Below are 16,624 nucleotides of genomic sequence, written 5' to 3' on the forward strand. Positions count from 1 at the left end.
CGTTAAGTCAGCCATCCCGCCCACCTCTGGAGGTTCCCCATGTCAGCTGCAGCCCTGGAAGCAACTCTCGATCACGAGCAGGTGGTGGTCCGGTCAGGCCGCCGGACCGGCCTCCCTGTGATCATCGCCGTCCACTCGACACGCCTCGGGCCCGCGGTGGGCGGCGTCCGCATAACCCGCTACGCGTCCCCGGCCGACGCGTTCGTCGACTGCCTTCGGCTGAGCCGGGGCATGACGTACAAGGCCGCCGCCGTCGGCAACGGCACGGGCGGCGGCAAGGCTGTCGTGCCGCTGCTTCCCGGCGGCCCGCAGCAGCTGGACGAGGCGCTGCGCGACGGGCTGCTGATGGACCTGGCCGAAGTGGTGCACGAACTCGACGGCGCGTACCACGTGGCGCCGGACGTGGGCAGCAGCACCGCCGACATGCTCCGCATCCGTCGCCGCACGCCCTACGTCGGTGGCTACTCGACCACCGAGAAGGGACTGGGTGCGACAACGTTCGGTACGGCTGCGGGCGTGGAGCACGCGATGCTGGCCACTGCCGAGCATCTGTGGGGTGCCGCCGATCTGCACGGCCGGGACGTCGTGGTCGTCGGCTTCGGGGCCGTGGGGGAGGAACTCACCCGACGCCTGGTGGCCGCAGGGGCCCAGGTCAGGGCAACCGACATCGACCTCACCCGTCGCGCAGCCGCGGAGACGGCTGGAGCGCGGTGGGTGGATCTCGACGGCGCCTACACGCTGGAGACGGAGATCCTGGCGCCGTGCGCACTGGGCGCAGTGTTCACCAGTGAGCTGGCGGCTGCGCTGCGCTGCCGCGCCGTGGTCGGCTCGGCCAACAATCAGCTGGCCACCGACGAGGTGGCCGCCGAGCTCGCCAAGGCAGGAATCGCCTGGGCCCCCGACTTCGTGGCCAACGCCGGCGGAGTGATGTACGGGACCGGCGTCGAACTGCACCACCTGAGCCCCGAGCAGTCCCGGGACCGGCTGAGGTCGATTCAGTCGACCACGGCCGAGATCCTGCGGCGGAGTGCCGAAGAGGCGACGACCACCCTGGCAGCCGCCAACCGGATCGCGGAGCGCGCTCTGGCCGCCGCCGGGCGGTAACGCTCTGCTCGACGACCGGCCCGCCGGTCGAGGGACGCCTCTCTGCCGCGGACGCCCTCGCCCGCCGGGTCGTGCTCGCGCGCCGGCATCTGAGAACTGTTCCGATCTCGGTGCTTGCCCCGGCGCGCAGGCTCACAGCCGGCTGCATTCGCCCCCTTCGCGGCTCGCATTTCACCGCGCGGCACGACACCCAAGCGCCGGATCGCCCCGCTAGGGGTGACGGCGCATCTCACGGAGAGAATCGATGAGTACGTGTGCGGCCCTGCGCCGCGTGGCCCAGGCCGGGGTGCTGCGATGCGCTCGGCCTTCCGACATCTGGTTCAAGCCCGCGCTGAGCGTGGTCGCCGCTACCGCCCTGCCTGCTCTGTCTCTGCTCGTGCTGGGCAGGCTCGACCTGGCGATGTACCCGATAGCTGGCGCCATGTCCGCGCTGTACTGTCACCACCGCCCATACGCTGCCCGGTGCCATGCCCTGGTCTGGGTGGTGCTCGGCATGGTCGGTGGCCTCGCCGTCGCGCTGCTCACGGCGGCGCTCACCACCAACGCAGCTGTCCTGGTCGGTGTCGGCGCTCTCATGGCCGCTCTACAGAAGGCCGTCTGCGACGCCACCCGCATCGGCCCGCCCGCGAGTGTGGTCCTGACTTTCATCAGCTCGACCGCTCTGTTCTTGCCTCAGACTCCCGCTCAGGTCCCCGGCCATGTCGGGCTGGCCCTGCTGGGGGGTGTCTGGGCCTGGCTGGTCTGCATGGCGCCCGGCCTGCTGCGCCCCCACGGACCCGAGCGTCGCGCCACCGCCCACGCCCTCGACGCGGTCGCCGCGCACGTCGCCGTGAGCGGCACGGCCGAGGTCCAGGTCGAGGCCTGCGCTGCCGCTGCTGCGGCTGTGCAGGCCGCCTGGCAGTGCATGCCGGCCGCCGGCGCCCGAGGCGACCTCACACGCCGCTCCCTCAGACGGCTCGTCGCCTGCGCCGAAGTCGCCGTCACCGCCCCTGGTGATGCCGACCCAGAGCGTCTGCAGGCGTGGGCGCGCAACCTGCGCGGCTCGGGCCCGGTCCCGGACGTCGGCCCCCCGATGCCGGACGGCGAGGAACTCTTCGACGTCGACGCCGAGACGACCGCGTCGCCCCGGGAGGCTTGGTGGAGCCGGCACAATCTGCTCGCCCCCATCGCGGTGCGCACCGGAATCGGCTGCGCGCTTGCCGGATACGCCTCCCTCACCCTGGGGATCGGGCGCCCGTACTGGGCCCTCGTCACCGCCGCCTCCTTGTACCAGGCCAACCTCACGCTCACCCGGCGACGAGCAGTTGAGCGGGTCGTCGGCAACCTCATCGGCGTCCTCGCCTTCGCCGCTGTCGTTCCAGTCGCCCACCTGCATCCGGCGGCCCTCGTGCTGTGCTTCCTCGCCTTCTGCTTCGCCGCCGCGGCACTGATCGGCCCCAACTACTGGCTCCATACCGTCTGCGTCACCCCGATGGCCCTGCTCATCACCGAGTTCGCCCGGATGCAGGACTCCGTCCAGTTGATCACCGGACGGATCACCGACACTCTCGTCGGCACGCTCGTCGGCCTCGTCGCAGCCCTGGCAGTCACCAACCGGCGCGCAGGGGACCGCCTCGAGCACGCGCTCACCGCGGTCGAGCACGCCCATGCGCACACGGCGGCTCTCCTCGCCGAGCCGGATCCCGTACCCAGCGCGCTGAACGCCGCCCGACGTCGCCTCGGCGCCGCGTTGGTCGAACTGCGCGCCTCGGCCGACACCGCAGCCGGCGAGTGGTGGCAGCACGCCCTGACCAGCGACAGAGTCGTGCACGCCGAGCGGTCCGGACACCAGATGCTGGCTGAGGCACTACGACGTCAGAGGTCGGCCTCCCTGGGCCAGGACGCGGGCACCACAGGACAGGACGCCCGAGCATGACCGGGACGACAAACCCGACGGACCCTCAGAGCCTGTCACCCACCGAGCGGCCAGCATCCCGGCAGCCAGGGTTCTAGCCGAGATTCTTTGAACTGGGCACGACCACGTACTGCCGCAGGTACAGGTCGCGGAAGCTCACCGGCCCACGCGGACCGGGGACCCGGTCGATGTTGATACCGGTCTCCGGCAGTCGCAACAGCTTGAAGCCGTCGAGAAGTCGCGTGGGGGAATTCCAGAAGACCCCGGAGCCGCCATAAGCATCAATGAACCGGGCAGCGGCGGCAGGGTCGTCGGTCGCGATGGCGGCGGCCAGCCCGGACGTCTCCTCATTCGCGATCCGCGCCGCGTCCGACGGACCGTCGGCGGCGTCGATCGTCACGGTTGCCGCACGCTCCGAGTCGAGTGCCCACTCGAATCCGCGCGGATGGGTGTGCGGGGGAAGAGATGCGGTGATGCCCAGACGGTGCAGGAGCTGAAGAATGCCGGGCAGCCGCTCTTCGTACACAGGCCGGTCGATGAGCAGCAGATTGAGTCGGTTGCACACGCCCAGGCGGTCGAGGCTGTCGGTGATCAGCCGGTGCGCTGTGGTTTCGGTGGCGGCCGAGTCCACGTACAGGACTCCGCCGCCGTCGGCATGGGCGAGGGTCCGCACACCGTGACGTGCGCCTTCCTGGCCGAGGTCGCGGGTGCTGTCGCCACTCCCGCGAAGGATAACCAGCGGGATCAGCTCGGGCAGGGCCACCAGCGCGTAAGCCGCAGAGCGGTCTTCGCTGGGCACCAGCTGGATGGCGTCCGGATCCAGCCCCGCCTCGGCGAGCGCCGGCGCGATCACTTGATCCACCAAGGCCCGGGACGAGCCGAGCGCCGCCGATCCGGTGCGCAGCACACCCGCGTTGCGCGACTTGAGGAACTGGGACGCGATATCGAGCGTGACGTTCGGACGAGCCTCGAAGTTGGCGCCGATGACCCCGACCGGACGCCTGCGTTCCAACAGGGTGAGGCCGTCCGGGCGCACCTCGACGACCCTGTCCCTCGGCTCATGCGAGGTATCCGCCAGCGTGCGCAGCTCCGCCGCCATGGCCTCCAACCGCGTCGAGGTCAGTCGCAAGCGATCCTGCAGCGCGGACGACATGTCCGCGGAGACAGCAGCCGCGAGGTCCTTCTCGTTGGCGGCCATGAGAGCCGACTGGGCCGATCCCAGACGCTCCGCCATGCCACGCAGCGCCGAGTCGATCTCGGCGTCCGAGGCACTGATGAGAGCGGTGCCACCCTGCTTGGCTCGGATGGCACAAGCACGCACGACATCCAAGGAGGCGGGTGCTCGGTGGTCCTCGTCGCTTGTCACGGGCTTCCTCTCACTGTCCGAATGCCACAGCAACCTAGAAGCAGGATCGTAGCATCGTTCAACAATCTTGTTCGGCGTCTGTGCCCCGGCAGTGCCGGGGGACGCGGGAAACGGCTCGTGGCGATGTCGACGCTGAGAAGTCCACCGGCCCTGACCCAGGGATCAAGGCCGGTCTCATGACGAAAGGCTGGCTCCTGGCGGTGAACGTCAGGAGCCAGCCGTGTGGATCACTAGGACCTGTTGGACGAGGCCCGCGCGACGGCCTTGGCGAGAACGTCGGCTACCTCGTCGGCATGGGACAGGTGCGGAGAGTGCCCGGAGGGAACACGAACACTGTGGGCAGCACGCGCGGCCCACTGTTCCTGTACCGCGGGCGGCAGTGCCGGATCCTCGGTGGCCACGACGTACGTCAGGGGCACCTGGGCGGGCGCGGCGCCCAGCTTCTCGGTGAAGGCGCGCATGCCCTGCCAGTTGAGGCGCTTGACGGCCTCGGCGGTCAGGGCGGGGTCGACTCCGCTGAAGATGGACTCCTCGGCGTCTCCCGCCTTGACGGCCAGGCCGTCGGGCGAGTGGTTCCAGGTGGGCGGGAAGCCGCCGCCCATCCACTCCATCATCGAGGTGCCCGCTTCGAGGGCGAAGGCGGCGATGTAGACGAGTTCCGTCACCTGGTCCGACTCTGCGGCGGCCCAGGTCGCCGGCACTCCGCCGTAGGAGTGCGCGGCGAGCACCACAGGTCCGTCGACAGCCGCGACGGCGGCGCGCACCACCTCGACGTCCTCGGCCAGCCCCTGGGCGGCCGAGCTGTCTGGACTGCTGCTGGGCAGTTGGACGGCTCGGGAGGCGATGCCGCGGGCGCTGAGCCTCGCACGCAGGGGTTCGAAGATCCACGGGGTGTGCATCGCTCCGTGCACGAGAACGACAGTGGGTTTCATCTGAGCTGTCCTCAAGTAGCGGAGGGTCAGTCGGTCATGGCGTCGCGGACCAGCGCGGTGTCCACGAACTGTTCGAAGCGGACGATCAGGCCGCCGCGCACGACGAAATGGTGGGCGACCCGGACGTCGATGTTCTTGCCGGTGGCCTTGTTGGCCGCCGTGTAGCGGGCGAGGACGACGACGTTCTCGCCGTCGACGACGTAGGTGTCGTCGTGGGCGGTCCAGCCGTCCCACTCCTTGCCCAGCTGCTCCATCACGTTGGTGGTGACCCCGTCGGGGGTGCGGTAGGTGCCGGCCAGGGGGAAGCCGGCCATCTCGGTCCACTCCACGTCGGGGGCGAGGGTGGCGCGCAGGGCCTCCAGGTCACCGGCCGCGGAGGCCAGGTACTGGCGGCGTACGACGTCGGCGGGGGCTGTGGACGTTGCGAAGTCGGTCATGGTCAGCCCCACTTCATTTCGCCCTTGGCGACCTTGGCGCCGATCTGGGCGGCGATGAGCATGCCGTTGTCCGGGTAGCGGGCGACCAGAGCCTCGGTCAGCGCGGCGCCGTCGGCGGCCCTGCCGAGCTCCTCCTCGAAGGCGAGCAGATAGTCGCGGGTGGCGGAGATCGCGGAGGCGTTGGCCGGGGCGTTGGGCAGGCGGTGGCCGGGGACGACCAGTTCCGGCTGGAGGGCGGCCATCTCGTCCAGCAGGGTGACCCAGGCGGCGCGGTCGTCGTGGGTGGGGGTGTCGGCGACCCAGACGTGCTCCTGCTGGAAGAGCAGGACACCGCCGAGGAGGGCGCGGTGCTCGGCCTGCCACAGGTAGTGGCGGTCGGGCAGTCCAGCAGGGCCGCCCTTGAGTTCGAAGCGGTGTCCTTCAAGGGTGAGGTCGCCGGTCAGGGGCTCCAGGTCGACCAGGCGCGTGGGCAGGTTCGGGCCGAGGGCCTCCCATGCCTTGAGCTTGCCCTGGTAGGAGTGCTGGATGTGCTCGATGACGATCGGGGTCGCGGCGAACTTCGCGTCGGGGAAGGCGTCGGCGATCACCTCGGCGCCGAAGTAGAAGTCAGGGTCGGCGTGGGAGACGAAGACGGTGGTCAGAGTCTTGCCCGAGTCGAGGATCTCCGCGGCCAGGCGGTGGCCGTCGGCGCGGGTGAAGGCGGCGTCGACCAACAGCGCCTCACTCTCCCCGGTGACGAGGGTGGCCGTCTTGTTCTTGCTGCCGGCCGGAAAGTCCAGATCGAAGATTTTGAAATCGAGGGTGCTCATGCTTGGTGCTCCTTGCGGGGAAGGGGATGGCACAGTCAGGAGAGAGCGGCGAGTCGCCTGTCGACCTCGTCGACGGTGGCGCGGCCGTGAGCCAGGACAGCGAAGCGGTCGCCGTCGACGGCGAGCAGGGTGGGGAAGCCGGTGACGCCCAACTCGGCACAGCGCCGGAAGTCGTCCGCCGCCACGTCGTACGCCTCGGGGGAGTCGAAGGCGGAAACGACAGCGTCGGCGTCAAGGCCGGCCTCTTCGGCGACCTTGCGGTACGTGGCGGACTCGGACAGGCTGAGGCCGTCGACGTAGAAGGCCCGCTGCAGGGCACCGGTCAGCTCGGCCGCCCGGTCGGGGGCCACCCGGCGCAGGGCGGCGACGCCGCGCGCCGCGTCTTCGGAATCCATTACGAACGAGCCGTCGGCGATCAGTCGGTTGTACCCCTCACCGAACTCGGCGCCGGTCAGCTCGGCGATCTGGGCGTTGGCGCCCTGGACGTAGCCGAACTCGCGGATCGGGACCCGGCGCGAGCCGGTGAACAAGCCGCCGGAGATGACCTCCATCGGCATGTCCGGGTGACGGGAGACGACCTCGCGCAGGGTGGGGGAGAACCCGTGCGACCAGCCGCAGTAGGCGTCGAAGGCATAGACGAGCTGCATCGAGAACCTCGGCATCGGGGTGGGGTGCTCGCAGGGTGCGAGCGGTTCACCGACGACAACAGTATCTGACTAGTCAGGTATTCCGATGTTCGGCTGTCAGGCGATTCATCCTGATCCACGTGTCGGCGCAGCTCATGAATCCAGCACGAACGTGGAGTCAAGGAGTGACAAACCTTGCGATCATTCGGACGCATCTCGCCTTGGGGCGCGCTGTCCGCGCGGGGGAGATCGCCGGGAGCAGGTCCGCAGCCAGGCTGGCGTGCGCCATGACGCGGGGGCTCAGGTCGATGAGGTGCTGCGCGGCTTGGAGGTCGTCGCCGGTGCAGCGACGCATGCGGGGAGGGGCCTCCGGGATGGCCCACAACCCTCAGGGAAGCCTGGGCAGTGTGTCCCGTGCCGTGTGGCTCAGGATGCGAAGGTCTTCGGCGAACCGGTCCCGGTCCTCCACCGGGAGGGGCGCCAGGAAGTAGCGCTTGATGTTCTCGACATGGATCCGGGACGCGGAGACCGTGGTCTCCTCGCCAAGCGGCGTCAGGCGCACCAGCCTCCCGCGCCGGTCACCGGGATCCTCGACGCGTTCGACCAGGCCGGCCGCCTCCATACGGTCCACCAGACGTGTGGCGCCACCTGTCGTGAGGACCTGCTCCTGGGCGACGGCCCGCATCGACAGCCCCGACTCCCCCGCCCTGCCCAGGATGAGCAGCACCTCGAACATCAGATGGCTGATACCGCAGTCCACCTCCAGAGCCCGCCCCAGGATGTACTCCAGCCGGTTCGCGGCCCCCTGCAAGCGCCCGAACGCCAGGATCAGCGCGTTGTTCGCGGCGTCGCTCGATGTCGAGATCTCCGCATGCTCGTCCACGGTCCTGACGCCCCTTCCCATTCCTGCTTCCGCCCACCGATCATGCCGCACCGGCTGAGCGGCGGGTCTGCCGACTTGTCTACCGGCCCTGGGCGCGCCGGAACGCGCTGGGCGTCGCACCGGTGTGGCGGGTGAAGAACTTGCCGAAGTTGGTGGGCTCGGGGAAACCGAGGCGGCGCGCGATGGTCGCCACCGGCTCGTCGGTGTGCGCGAGCAGCCGCCTGGCCTCCAGAGCGACCCGGCCGTCGATGACGTGCTTGACGGGTTGTCCGGTCGCGGCCGTGCAGGCGCGGGTGAGGGTCTTGACGGTATAGCCGAGGCGGTGGGCGTAGTCGGCGGCGCGGCGGGTGGTGGCGTACGAGCGCTCCAGCTCGGCGCGGAAGCGGGCATACACCTCGCCGCCGGCGTGCGGGTCGGTGCCGCCGTCGGGGTGGGGCAGCCGGTCGATCTGCAACAGCACGGTGGCCAGCAGGAGTTGGAGGATCTCCGCCGACACGGCCTGTCCGGTGCGGTCGTATTCAGCGCGCAGCTGGCCCAGCAAAGCGGACAGGACGGCGTACGAGGGGTCGGCGCCGAGTTGCCGGCACGCGGGGCCGTACCACTCGTTCACCAGCTTCTCGGCGCTGCTGAAGTGCGGCGGAAAGGCGGGCGTGAAGAGGAGGTGCGTGCCGTTGGTGGTCCCGGGGTCGACGAAACGCTGCACCTGCCCGGGCCGGATCCACATCAGCGTCCCTGGGCGGCAGGGATGCGTGACGAAGTCGATCGCATGTGCCCCGCTGCCCTCGGTGATCAGGGTGAGGGTGTGGAAGTCCACCCGATGGACCGCATCGGGACGGTGGTTCCGTCGTCGGCGCCGTTCGTGCAGGGTGGCCAGGTCGACGATCTCGAAGCCGGGAATCCGCTCCTCGGGCGGATTGAAGTCGAGCCGGGGGATCGCACCGCTCCGGGAGGGATCACCCCCTTCCAGGTCCGGGGGAACCATCACACTCTCCAGATGTCCTCGATTTACCATGCGGGGTCTTCAGCGTATCTCGTCTGCCTGCGGTTTCGCGGCGAGAGTGGAGGTCATCAAGGCGACGCAAGGCCGCCTCCACCGCAAGGAGCATCCGCATGAATGGCACGGTCACGGTCCTCGACAAGGGCGCGGTCCGCATCCACAGCTACATGTCCCCGGCGGACACCTTCCACGCCACCACGCAGCTGATCGAGACCCCGGCCCGGATCGTCGTGATCGACGCCCAGCTGAACCCCGCCTACGCCGACGAGGCCGTCGCCTACGCCAAGGGGCTCGGCAAGCCGCTTGACCGCCTGATCATCACCCACGCCCACCCCGACCACTACAACGGCGCCGACCGCTTCGGCGTCTCCGTGCACGTACTGCCCCAGGTGCGTGAACAGATCGCCGCACGCCCCGCCGCCCAGCTGCCGAGCGGCCTGGCCGTCCCGGCCACCGACCTGCCCTCCAGTGTGGACATCGCCCCGGGCACCGAGGTCATCGACGGCATCCAGTTCGTCTTCGAGGCCGTCTCCGGCGGAGAGGCCGCCGACGAACTTCTCGTCAAGCTGCCCGAACAGGGCGTCCTGATCGCCCAGGACCTCGTCTACAACGACGTCCACCTCTACCTGGGCAACAACGACATCACGGGCTGGCAGCAGGCCGTCGACACCCTGGCCGCCGAGACCGGCTACGACACGATCCTTGCCGGCCACGGCCTGCCTGCCGGGCCGGAGGTCTACGCCGGGATCCGCCAGTACCTCGCCGACGCCCGCGAACTGCTCGGCGACGACGGCGAGGCGTACAAGAAGGCGATCGTGGACCGCTACCCCTCCCACGTCGGCCCGTTCATCATCGACATCGCCAACCGGTCCCTGTTCGGCGCCGGTCACTGAGCCTCCGACTCCCTCCTCAACTCTCTCCCATTCAGGAAGACTTGCCATGTCAGTCCGTCTTCGCCGTACCCGTCGCGGTGGCCTCGCTTCTCGTCCTGGGCGGCGCTGCCCAGGCCCTCGCCGCCCCCGGCGGCGACCTGCCTCACACGCCCCTCCCGCACCACCGAGGTCACCTGCCCACCAGCTACACGATCCCCGGCGACAAGACCTACCCCGAGGGCATCGCCCGTCAGAGCGGCACGCCCTTCTTCTACGTCGGCAGCACCAGCGACGGCACCGTCTACCGCGGCGACGTCCATCAGAGCGCGACCCAGGTGTTCCTGCCCGGCGGCCAGGACGGGCGCGTCTCCGTCGCCGGGATGAAGACCGACCGGGCGGGGCGGCTCATCGTTGCCGGCGGCGCCACCGGCAAGGTCTTCGTCTACGACACCCGCACCCGCGCCCTGCTGCACGTGTTCGACACCGGCCGCACCGGTACCTTCCTCAACGACGTGGCCCTCGCCCCCAACGGCGACGCCTACATCTCCGACTCGATCCAGCCCGCGCTGTGGCACATCACCGCCGCCGAGCTGAAGAACGAGAAGGTCCAGCAGCCGCTGCAGGCGGGCGTGGACCTCAGCAACTCCCCGATGGTCTACGACGACGGTTTCAACGGCAACGGCCTGGTGGTCACCGGCAACGGCCGCTACGTCCTGCTCGCCGACTACAACGACTACGCCTTCTACCGCGTCGACCTCAACACCCACCGGGTCGTCCCGATCAACCTCGGTGGCGCCAGGGGCGTCTCCGGCGACGGTCTGCTGCTGCGAGGCCACACCCTGACCGCCGTCACCGAACTCGACCACCCCGAGGGCCAGATCAGCGTCCTGAAGCTGAGCCACGACTACACCAAGGCCGAGCTCGTGCGCACGATCCACGGCCACGGCATGCACAGCCCCTCCACGGCCGCCGTCGACGGCCACGACCTGCTGATCGTCAACTTCCAGTTCCAGATCGCCGACCCGAAGCTCCCGTTCAACGTGGTGCGGGTCCACGTCTGACAGACACCGGCCACAGTTGGGTCAGCACGGTCAAGATCGTCACCCCCTGAGCGCCCGGCAGCAACTCCATCGCCCCGCTGCCGGCCCGCAACCCGCACGGGCCGGCGGTGAACCGTCACCGATCCCCCACCAGGAGGACCAACCCATGCACCTGCGCACCTCCCTGACCACGCTCGCTGCCGCCGCGGCCCTGCTGGCCTCCGCGACCACCGCCACCGCGGCCACCGAGCCCCTCACAGCACCCCGCATCGCCAACCACTTCGACCTGGCGGCCTCGCAGCAGCCCGAGAACATCACCGTCGACCACGCCGGAACGGCGTACCTGACCTTCTCCTTCGCCCGGCAGATCGTCCGCGTCACTCCGGGCGGCCGCCCTCGCGTCTTGGCCACACTTCCCGCCCCGGCCAAGGCGAGCACCCCCAACCTGGGCAAGGCGTTCGTCGGCGGCATCGCCCGCGCGGACGACGGCACCCTCTACGTCACCTACGCCACCGGCACGGCCGACCTCACCGGCGTCTGGGCCGTCCGCCCCGGCGGCCGGCCGCACCGCATCGCCGCCCTGCCCGCCGACGGCCTGCCCAATGGTCTCGCCCTGGACCGGCGCACCGGCAGGCTGTACGTCACCGACTCGGTGCACGGCGTCGTCTACCGTGTTCCCGTACGGGGCGGCGAGGCCGTCGTGTGGGCCGAGGGCGAGGCCCTCGAGCCGAGCTCCTTCGCCGGTGCCAACGGGATCAAGCTGCACCACGGGGCGGTGTGGGCGACCAACCTCGACAAGGGCACCGTCCTGCGTATCCCCGTCACCGCCCGTGGCACGGCCGGCCCCGTCCAGGTCCGCGCCACCGGTATGCCGTCCATCGACGACTTCGCCTTCACCGGCCACGGCGACACCCTCCTCGCCGCCCGCGACGACAATCAGGTCGACCTGGTCCGCCCGGACGGCACCCACACCGCGGTCCTCACCGCGGCCGACGGCCTGCAGACCCCCACGTCCGTCGCCGTCCACGGCCACACGGTGTACGTCCCCAGCGCGGCGTATCTCACGAACAAGGACCCCAACCTCCTCGTCGCGCACCTCGACCGCTGACGCGCACGCTCCACTCGCCCCCGAAGCCCTGGAAACGGACATGCCCGAAACCCCTCAGGCCGGCACCGCCATCTCGGAAGATGTGCCCCGCCTTCCGACACCCCGCCGTCTGTCACTCGTCCTGGTCCTGGGCTCCCTGACCGCACTCGGCCCGCTCACCATCGACCTCCATCTGCCGGCGCTTCCCCAGGTCAGCGCGGACCTGCCCGTCTCACAGACCGTCACCCAGCTCACCCTGACCGCCTTCATGATCGGCATAGCGGCCGGTCAGCTGGTCCTCGGTCCACTAAGCACACCTTGGGCCGACGACGGCCCCTCCTGACGGGGTTGACGGTGTACGTCGTTGCGAGCGCCGTGTGTGCCCTCGCCCCGGATCCTGCGGTGCTTATCGGCATGCGCCTGGTCCAGGGTCTGGCAGGCGTCGTGGACAAAGCCAGCCGAGAATCCCGGCTCCCCGCGGCACAAGGTCAGGCTCCGAGAAGTGGCAGCTGGTCGGCGGTGAGGTCTTCGCGTACCCGTAGGAAGCGAACGGGGTGGCGGTAGCGACCGTCGTCGACGGTGGTGTCCGCCAGGAACTCCACCACGACATCGGGGTGGACAGGGGCGAACTCCAGCTCGCCGCGGCTGCCCCAACCGGCGCTGAAACGGCGTCCGCGCCACGGGTGGTCGGCGTCGCAGGGGCGCACCCGGGTTCCCAGGTCGCGCCGGGCGGCGGTGGGAAGCGGGGTGGTGCGGGCGATCAACCGGAGTCGGCCGGAGGCGTCTGCGCGGCCCAGCAGCAGGGTGCTCGGTGACGTCCTCGCCCCGGTGACTGCGCCGATCACCGCTTCGGCCGTGGTCCGTGCTCGTACCTTCACCCAGGCGCGTTTGCCAGTTCCCAAGGCGGCCCGATCCGGTCGATCCCCGCGTGCGACGGCCATATGCGTCAGGGCCGAAGGTGCTTGAGGGTGAACTCGGGCTCGGCATAGAGGCCGGCCTGGACTCCGGTCGGATCGGCTGGAAAGTCCCCGGGGATGTCCGCAGCGTGGGCTTCGGCGTTGTCGACGGGGACGTAGGCCAGTTCCGTCACGTCGGGGAGTTTCCAGAAGCGGCGGGTGTTGGCGGAGACGGCGTACGCCGTGACGAAGCGGGTGGAGGGCGGCGCAGTCAGCGCGGCCCGGACGTATCCGACGGCGTCGCGCGGGCTCAGCCAGGTCGCCAGGTGCCTGGGCTCGGTAGGCCTGGGCTCGAAGCTGCCAATGCGCAGGCAGATCACCGACAGACCGAACTTGTCGGCGTACAAATGCCCGAGGGTCTCGACGGCCACCTTGCTCACCCCGTAGAGGCCGTCAGGGCGTGCCGGCTCCTGGGGGCCGGTGATATGTCCGGCGGGGTAGAAGCCGGTCACACGGTTGCTGCTCGCCAACACCACCCGCTCGATGTTCGTTCGCCGCGCCGCCTCCAAGACATGGTGCGTACCCAACACATTGGCTTCGAGCAGGTCCGGGAGAGGAGCCTCGTCGGGCAGGCCGCCCAAGTGGAGCACGCGATCGGCTCCCGCGAGAGCCGATTCCACTGCGGCGGCGTCCCGCAGGTCCACCGTGTGCACGTCTTCGTTCTCGGCCTCCGGGCGGAGCGGTACGCGGTCGAGCAGGACTAGGCGTCCCGCCTCATGTCGCAGCGCCTCACGCACCACTGAACCGATGGTGCCCGCCGCTCCTGTTACCGCCACTGTTCCCAGACTCACTGCGATCCCCCTGGTTTTCGACACCCCTTCCATCTTGGCGCCCGTTGATCCACTCCTCAAGGCGGCGGGGAACTGAGCAAGCAGGGCTGGGGGCCTCCTGAGTAAGAGGTAGGGATGCTCAGGGAGCGTCACACGGCCACTAACGGGACAGCTCTTAAAGGGTGTTGCACAAGACCGTGTTCGAGCAGGTCAGGGCCCGTGATCGCGGACTTCTGGTCATGATGCGAGCGCGAGGTTGTGCATGTGGGCGACGGCCTGGACCGCGTGATGAAGGCCGTCGCCGCCGATCACATGCTCCACCCGCGCACGCACCTTGCGGTGTGCGGCATTGTCCTCTTCCTCGCCTGGCAGCAGGGGCCGGTGCGGGCGTTTGCGGTGCGGCACGACCATGTGGCAGTCGAGGTAGGCGCCGTCGCCCAGGACGGTCACGCCCTGGCAGTGGTCGCTCAGCCCTGGGCCGCCAGGCGTGCGCGTCAGCGGTAGTGCCCGGCACCGGGCGGGCGGCGGCGATCCCCAGTCGGGTGTCGGCATCGACAATGACCTGCACATTCACGGAGAACCGGTAGTTGCGTGACGATGAGCCGACGTGCCGGTCGCGGACCGGGACCAGGGTGCCGTCCACAATCCACAACCGGTCCGCCGCATCGGACTGGCGGGAGACGGGCTCGAGCGCCAGCAGCGGACCAAGCCGCTGGATCACACGGCACACCGTCGAGGAAGAGACGCCGAACAGCGGGCCCGGCTGCCGCATGGTCAGGTTCGTGCGGTAGTTACACCGCCACCATCAGCACCCGATCGGCCAGCGGCAGCGACCACGGCCGGGCCGCAGCGTGCCGTTGCCGCCCCGCTCCCGCACCACCTTCAACAGTTCCGAGAACTGCGTCACCCGCAGCCCCGTGAACGTCTCCACCCACACCCGCTCAGCGCGTAAGACCCCGGCCATACAGAAGAGATGCCCAGCTCAGAGCCTTGTGCCACACCCTTTAGGAACCTCGTCGGCCGGAAGCGCGGACCGCGAGGGCCGCTGGATAGATCACGTTGTGTCCGTACCGGGACCGGGCGCGGTCGGCGACGGCTTCGAGCGCGAGAGGCTTGTCGTCGCCCTGGTCGAGGGCGAGCTGCCGGGTGGCCTGCTCGTCAGGGCGTAGGGCGTCGGCGCGCAGGGCGATGCTGCGGACCCGGGCGCGCTGGAGCCCGAGGGAGTCATAGATCCCATACGCCGCTCGGGCCAGCAGGACGGTGTGGTGGGTGGCTTCGGTCAGGGTGCGGCCGCGGCGGGTGCCGCTGCGGTCGGCGTAGAGCACGGTGCAGGTCACCCCAGCGGCGATCCGGCCGGAGTCGCGCGAGCGAGCGCCGAGCTGGCAGCGAGAGAGCAGGGCGCTCCGGTGCTGGGCGGGATCGAGTTCGTCGCGGGCGAAGCGGTACTCGGCACTGATGCTCGCCGGCGCCGGGGTGGGATCGACGGTCGTGGTGTCGCGGCCGAGGGCGCGCTCGTGCAGGGCACGCCCCGCCCGGGACCCAAGAAGGCGCTGAAGAGTGAGCTGGGGGACGTCGGCGACATCGCCGACGGTGTGCAGGCCGTACTCGGTGAGGGTGGCCGCCGCTTTCGTGCCTACGCCGGGCAGTTCCCGGGCGGGGCGGGGACGCAGGAAGGCGGTGATCGCCTCGGGGAGTCGTCGATGACGGTGCGCCGGCCGGGCGCGGTGAGCGCGCAGGCCATCGCGGCGAGCATCCGGTTCGGCGCCACGCCCGCCGAACTGCGCAGGCCGAAGTAGGCGAGCACGCGCAGCTGGACCAGCTCGGTCACACTGCGGGCGTCACGCTTCCGGTAGGGGAGTGCGCCGGTCAGGTCGAGGACGGCCATGTCGGGTTCGATCAGTTGCACGCGGGGCGTGAAGTCCTCCAGCAGACGGCGCAGCCGCTCGGGGAGTTCCGAATCGAGGTCGGCCGGGAGGACGAAGCGCAGGTGAAGGATGCAGCGGCCGCTCATAGAGATCACCCTGCGCTTCCCTGGGAGCGGTGCCCGCCGCCGCAGATCGGCGGAGCGGGTGCCGGCGGGCTGGAGGTCGGCGTAGGGGTGGAGCCGGGCGCCGGCGGTGCCGTCGGCGAGGGTGCGCTGCGGCGCGGCCGGCCTGGGGCCCGCGGTCGCGGCGGGCGGCGGCCACCTCGTCCAGGTCCCAGGCCATCTCGCCGACAAGGGTGTGTCGCGGGCCGCGGCCTCGACTGTGCCGCGCACCAGCAGCAGCCCGGAGTGGAACACGGTGTGCGCGACATGCTCGTGGGAGTCCTCGAAGAAAGCGATGTCGACCAGGCCGGAGCCGTCCTCGAGCGTGGTGAAGATGACGCGCTTGCCGGACGGGATCGGCGGCTTCTGCGTGGGGGCACGCACGCCTGCGACGAGGACCTTCTGTCCGGGCACCATGGCGCGCAGGTGGGCGGCGTCGGTCGCGCCGAGTTCGCCCGGCAGCTGGTGGTGGTGCTCCATCAGATGCCGGCTCACGTCGATGGAGAGGGTGTCGAGTTCGGCGCCGAGCTTGTCGCGGCTGGTCATGTCGGGCAGTCCGCTCGGTTCGGCGGTCACCAGTTCGCCGCCGAGGGGGAGCTGCCCGTTGGTGGTGGTGCGGTTGCGGGACTGCCGGTGCAGTTCGGTGCAACCTCAGCCGACGAGCCAGGATGCCAGGCTTGTGTCGCAGTGCAAGCAGCGGAACAGGCAGGCGGTCGGCTCTCCAGCTCGGTCTAGACCTCGCGGGAACTGTTCGGTTTCCGGCGGCGCCCAGCCGTAGCGCTGGTGATCTTTACGGAGCATGGCCAGAGCCTCTGCATCTGATGC

At 70.0% G+C, this 16,624-nt stretch carries 17 protein-coding genes and 2 pseudogenes; 6 read left to right on the forward strand and 13 right to left on the reverse strand.

What is annotated here, in order from left to right; translation table 11 throughout:
* The first annotated feature begins 39 nt into the window (after positions 1-39).
* Together ASD48_RS28740 and ASD48_RS28745 are read left to right on the forward strand one after the other, a co-directional pair.
* Positions 40-1,104 (forward strand): Glu/Leu/Phe/Val dehydrogenase dimerization domain-containing protein, encoded by a 1,065-nt coding sequence (locus ASD48_RS28740; RefSeq protein WP_063887512.1) that lies wholly within the window; start codon positions 40-42, stop codon positions 1,102-1,104.
* Positions 1,105-1,348: 244 nt separating this feature from the next.
* Positions 1,349-3,019 carry an FUSC family protein gene (locus tag ASD48_RS28745; protein WP_057604650.1) on the forward strand — a complete coding sequence of 557 codons (1,671 nt, stop codon included), beginning with the start codon at positions 1,349-1,351 and terminating at the stop codon, positions 3,017-3,019.
* A gap of 73 nt (positions 3,020-3,092) precedes the next feature.
* Here the strand turns inward: ASD48_RS28745 and ASD48_RS28750 are convergent, their stop codons facing one another.
* From ASD48_RS28750 to ASD48_RS28780, 7 genes are all read right to left on the reverse strand, one after another.
* Positions 3,093-4,364, reverse strand: a complete 1,272-nt coding sequence (locus ASD48_RS28750; protein WP_079074020.1) for an aldehyde dehydrogenase family protein — start codon at positions 4,362-4,364, stop codon at positions 3,093-3,095.
* Between the two features lie 230 nt (positions 4,365-4,594).
* Positions 4,595-5,296: an alpha/beta hydrolase gene (locus ASD48_RS28755; protein ID WP_057604651.1), complete on the reverse strand. Its 702-nt coding sequence runs from the start codon at positions 5,294-5,296 to the stop codon at positions 4,595-4,597.
* A gap of 26 nt (positions 5,297-5,322) precedes the next feature.
* Positions 5,323-5,733, reverse strand: coding sequence for a nuclear transport factor 2 family protein (locus ASD48_RS28760; protein ID WP_199875997.1), 411 nt, complete (start codon positions 5,731-5,733; stop codon positions 5,323-5,325).
* Positions 5,734-5,735: 2 nt separating this feature from the next.
* Positions 5,736-6,542, reverse strand: coding sequence for an MBL fold metallo-hydrolase (locus tag ASD48_RS28765; RefSeq protein ID WP_057604653.1), 807 nt, complete (start codon positions 6,540-6,542; stop codon positions 5,736-5,738).
* Between the two features lie 35 nt (positions 6,543-6,577).
* The gene (locus ASD48_RS28770; protein WP_057604655.1) at positions 6,578-7,189 is read right to left on the reverse strand and encodes a DsbA family protein; all 612 of its coding nucleotides are present in this window, start codon (positions 7,187-7,189) and stop codon (positions 6,578-6,580) included.
* A 367-nt stretch (positions 7,190-7,556) separates the two neighbouring features.
* Positions 7,557-8,051 carry a MarR family transcriptional regulator gene (locus tag ASD48_RS28775; RefSeq protein ID WP_057605031.1) on the reverse strand — a complete coding sequence of 165 codons (495 nt, stop codon included), beginning with the start codon at positions 8,049-8,051 and terminating at the stop codon, positions 7,557-7,559.
* 79 nt (positions 8,052-8,130) lie between these two features.
* Positions 8,131-9,033 (reverse strand): helix-turn-helix transcriptional regulator, encoded by a 903-nt coding sequence (locus tag ASD48_RS28780; RefSeq protein ID WP_057604658.1) that lies wholly within the window; start codon positions 9,031-9,033, stop codon positions 8,131-8,133.
* Between the two features lie 128 nt (positions 9,034-9,161).
* Here ASD48_RS28780 and ASD48_RS28785 point away from each other — a divergent pair, with 128 nt between their 5' ends.
* The 4 genes from ASD48_RS28785 to ASD48_RS28800 all read left to right on the forward strand — a co-directional run bounded on the left by ASD48_RS28785 (position 9,162) and on the right by ASD48_RS28800 (position 12,390).
* On the forward strand, positions 9,162-9,941 hold the full coding sequence (locus ASD48_RS28785) for an MBL fold metallo-hydrolase (protein WP_057604659.1): 780 nt from the start codon (positions 9,162-9,164) through the stop codon (positions 9,939-9,941).
* 41 nt (positions 9,942-9,982) lie between these two features.
* The gene (locus ASD48_RS28790; protein ID WP_199875999.1) at positions 9,983-10,981 is read left to right on the forward strand and encodes a superoxide dismutase; all 999 of its coding nucleotides are present in this window, start codon (positions 9,983-9,985) and stop codon (positions 10,979-10,981) included.
* Between the two features lie 145 nt (positions 10,982-11,126).
* Positions 11,127-12,068 (forward strand): hypothetical protein, encoded by a 942-nt coding sequence (locus ASD48_RS28795; protein WP_057604661.1) that lies wholly within the window; start codon positions 11,127-11,129, stop codon positions 12,066-12,068.
* Positions 12,069-12,108: 40 nt separating this feature from the next.
* Entirely contained in the window at positions 12,109-12,390 is a 282-nt protein-coding gene (locus ASD48_RS28800; RefSeq protein WP_057604662.1) for a hypothetical protein, read from the forward strand.
* A gap of 145 nt (positions 12,391-12,535) precedes the next feature.
* Here ASD48_RS28800 and ASD48_RS44455 read toward each other — a convergent pair whose 3' ends face one another.
* The 6 genes and pseudogenes from ASD48_RS44455 to ASD48_RS42535 form a co-directional block, all read right to left on the reverse strand.
* Complete coding sequence (locus tag ASD48_RS44455; RefSeq protein ID WP_057604664.1) at positions 12,536-12,925, reverse strand: hypothetical protein; 390 nt, start codon at positions 12,923-12,925, stop codon at positions 12,536-12,538.
* A 68-nt stretch (positions 12,926-12,993) separates the two neighbouring features.
* Positions 12,994-13,743, reverse strand: coding sequence for an NAD(P)-dependent oxidoreductase (locus tag ASD48_RS28810; RefSeq protein WP_242432759.1), 750 nt, complete (start codon positions 13,741-13,743; stop codon positions 12,994-12,996).
* 267 nt (positions 13,744-14,010) lie between these two features.
* A pseudogene (locus ASD48_RS28815) lies at positions 14,011-14,737 on the reverse strand (transposase family protein).
* A 40-nt stretch (positions 14,738-14,777) separates the two neighbouring features.
* Complete coding sequence (locus tag ASD48_RS46215; RefSeq protein WP_348983238.1) at positions 14,778-15,509, reverse strand: hypothetical protein; 732 nt, start codon at positions 15,507-15,509, stop codon at positions 14,778-14,780.
* A complete protein-coding gene (locus tag ASD48_RS45645) occupies positions 15,407-15,784 on the reverse strand; it encodes a hypothetical protein (RefSeq protein WP_348983234.1) in 378 nt (125 codons plus the stop codon). The genes ASD48_RS46215 and ASD48_RS45645 overlap by 103 nt, the downstream gene beginning before the upstream one ends.
* A gap of 5 nt (positions 15,785-15,789) precedes the next feature.
* A pseudogene (locus ASD48_RS42535) lies at positions 15,790-16,444 on the reverse strand (DNA polymerase III subunit alpha); the annotation flags it as partial.
* Positions 16,445-16,624: the final 180 nt, after the last annotated feature.

Source organism: Streptomyces sp. Root1310 (assembly GCF_001426425.1).
In the GTDB taxonomy this organism is placed as follows: domain Bacteria; phylum Actinomycetota; class Actinomycetes; order Streptomycetales; family Streptomycetaceae; genus Streptomyces.

What these genes read in the sequence shown, in the direction of transcription:
- ASD48_RS28770 (WP_057604655.1), bottom strand. Translation starts at nt 7,189, where the DNA reads ATGCAGCTCGTCTATGCCTTCGACGCCTACTGCGGCTGGTCGCACGGG.
- ASD48_RS28740 (WP_063887512.1), top strand. Translation starts at nt 40, where the DNA reads ATGTCAGCTGCAGCCCTGGAAGCAACTCTCGATCACGAGCAGGTGGTG.
- ASD48_RS28745 (WP_057604650.1), top strand. Translation starts at nt 1,349, where the DNA reads ATGAGTACGTGTGCGGCCCTGCGCCGCGTGGCCCAGGCCGGGGTGCTG.
- ASD48_RS28795 (WP_057604661.1), top strand. Translation starts at nt 11,127, where the DNA reads ATGCACCTGCGCACCTCCCTGACCACGCTCGCTGCCGCCGCGGCCCTG.
- ASD48_RS28765 (WP_057604653.1), bottom strand. Translation starts at nt 6,542, where the DNA reads ATGAGCACCCTCGATTTCAAAATCTTCGATCTGGACTTTCCGGCCGGC.
- ASD48_RS28780 (WP_057604658.1), bottom strand. Translation starts at nt 9,033, where the DNA reads ATGGTTCCCCCGGACCTGGAAGGGGGTGATCCCTCCCGGAGCGGTGCG.
- ASD48_RS28800 (WP_057604662.1), top strand. Translation starts at nt 12,109, where the DNA reads ATGCCCGAAACCCCTCAGGCCGGCACCGCCATCTCGGAAGATGTGCCC.
- ASD48_RS28785 (WP_057604659.1), top strand. Translation starts at nt 9,162, where the DNA reads ATGAATGGCACGGTCACGGTCCTCGACAAGGGCGCGGTCCGCATCCAC.
- ASD48_RS45645 (WP_348983234.1), bottom strand. Translation starts at nt 15,784, where the DNA reads ATGAGCGGCCGCTGCATCCTTCACCTGCGCTTCGTCCTCCCGGCCGAC.
- ASD48_RS28755 (WP_057604651.1), bottom strand. Translation starts at nt 5,296, where the DNA reads ATGAAACCCACTGTCGTTCTCGTGCACGGAGCGATGCACACCCCGTGG.
- ASD48_RS28760 (WP_199875997.1), bottom strand. Translation starts at nt 5,733, where the DNA reads ATGACCGACTTCGCAACGTCCACAGCCCCCGCCGACGTCGTACGCCGC.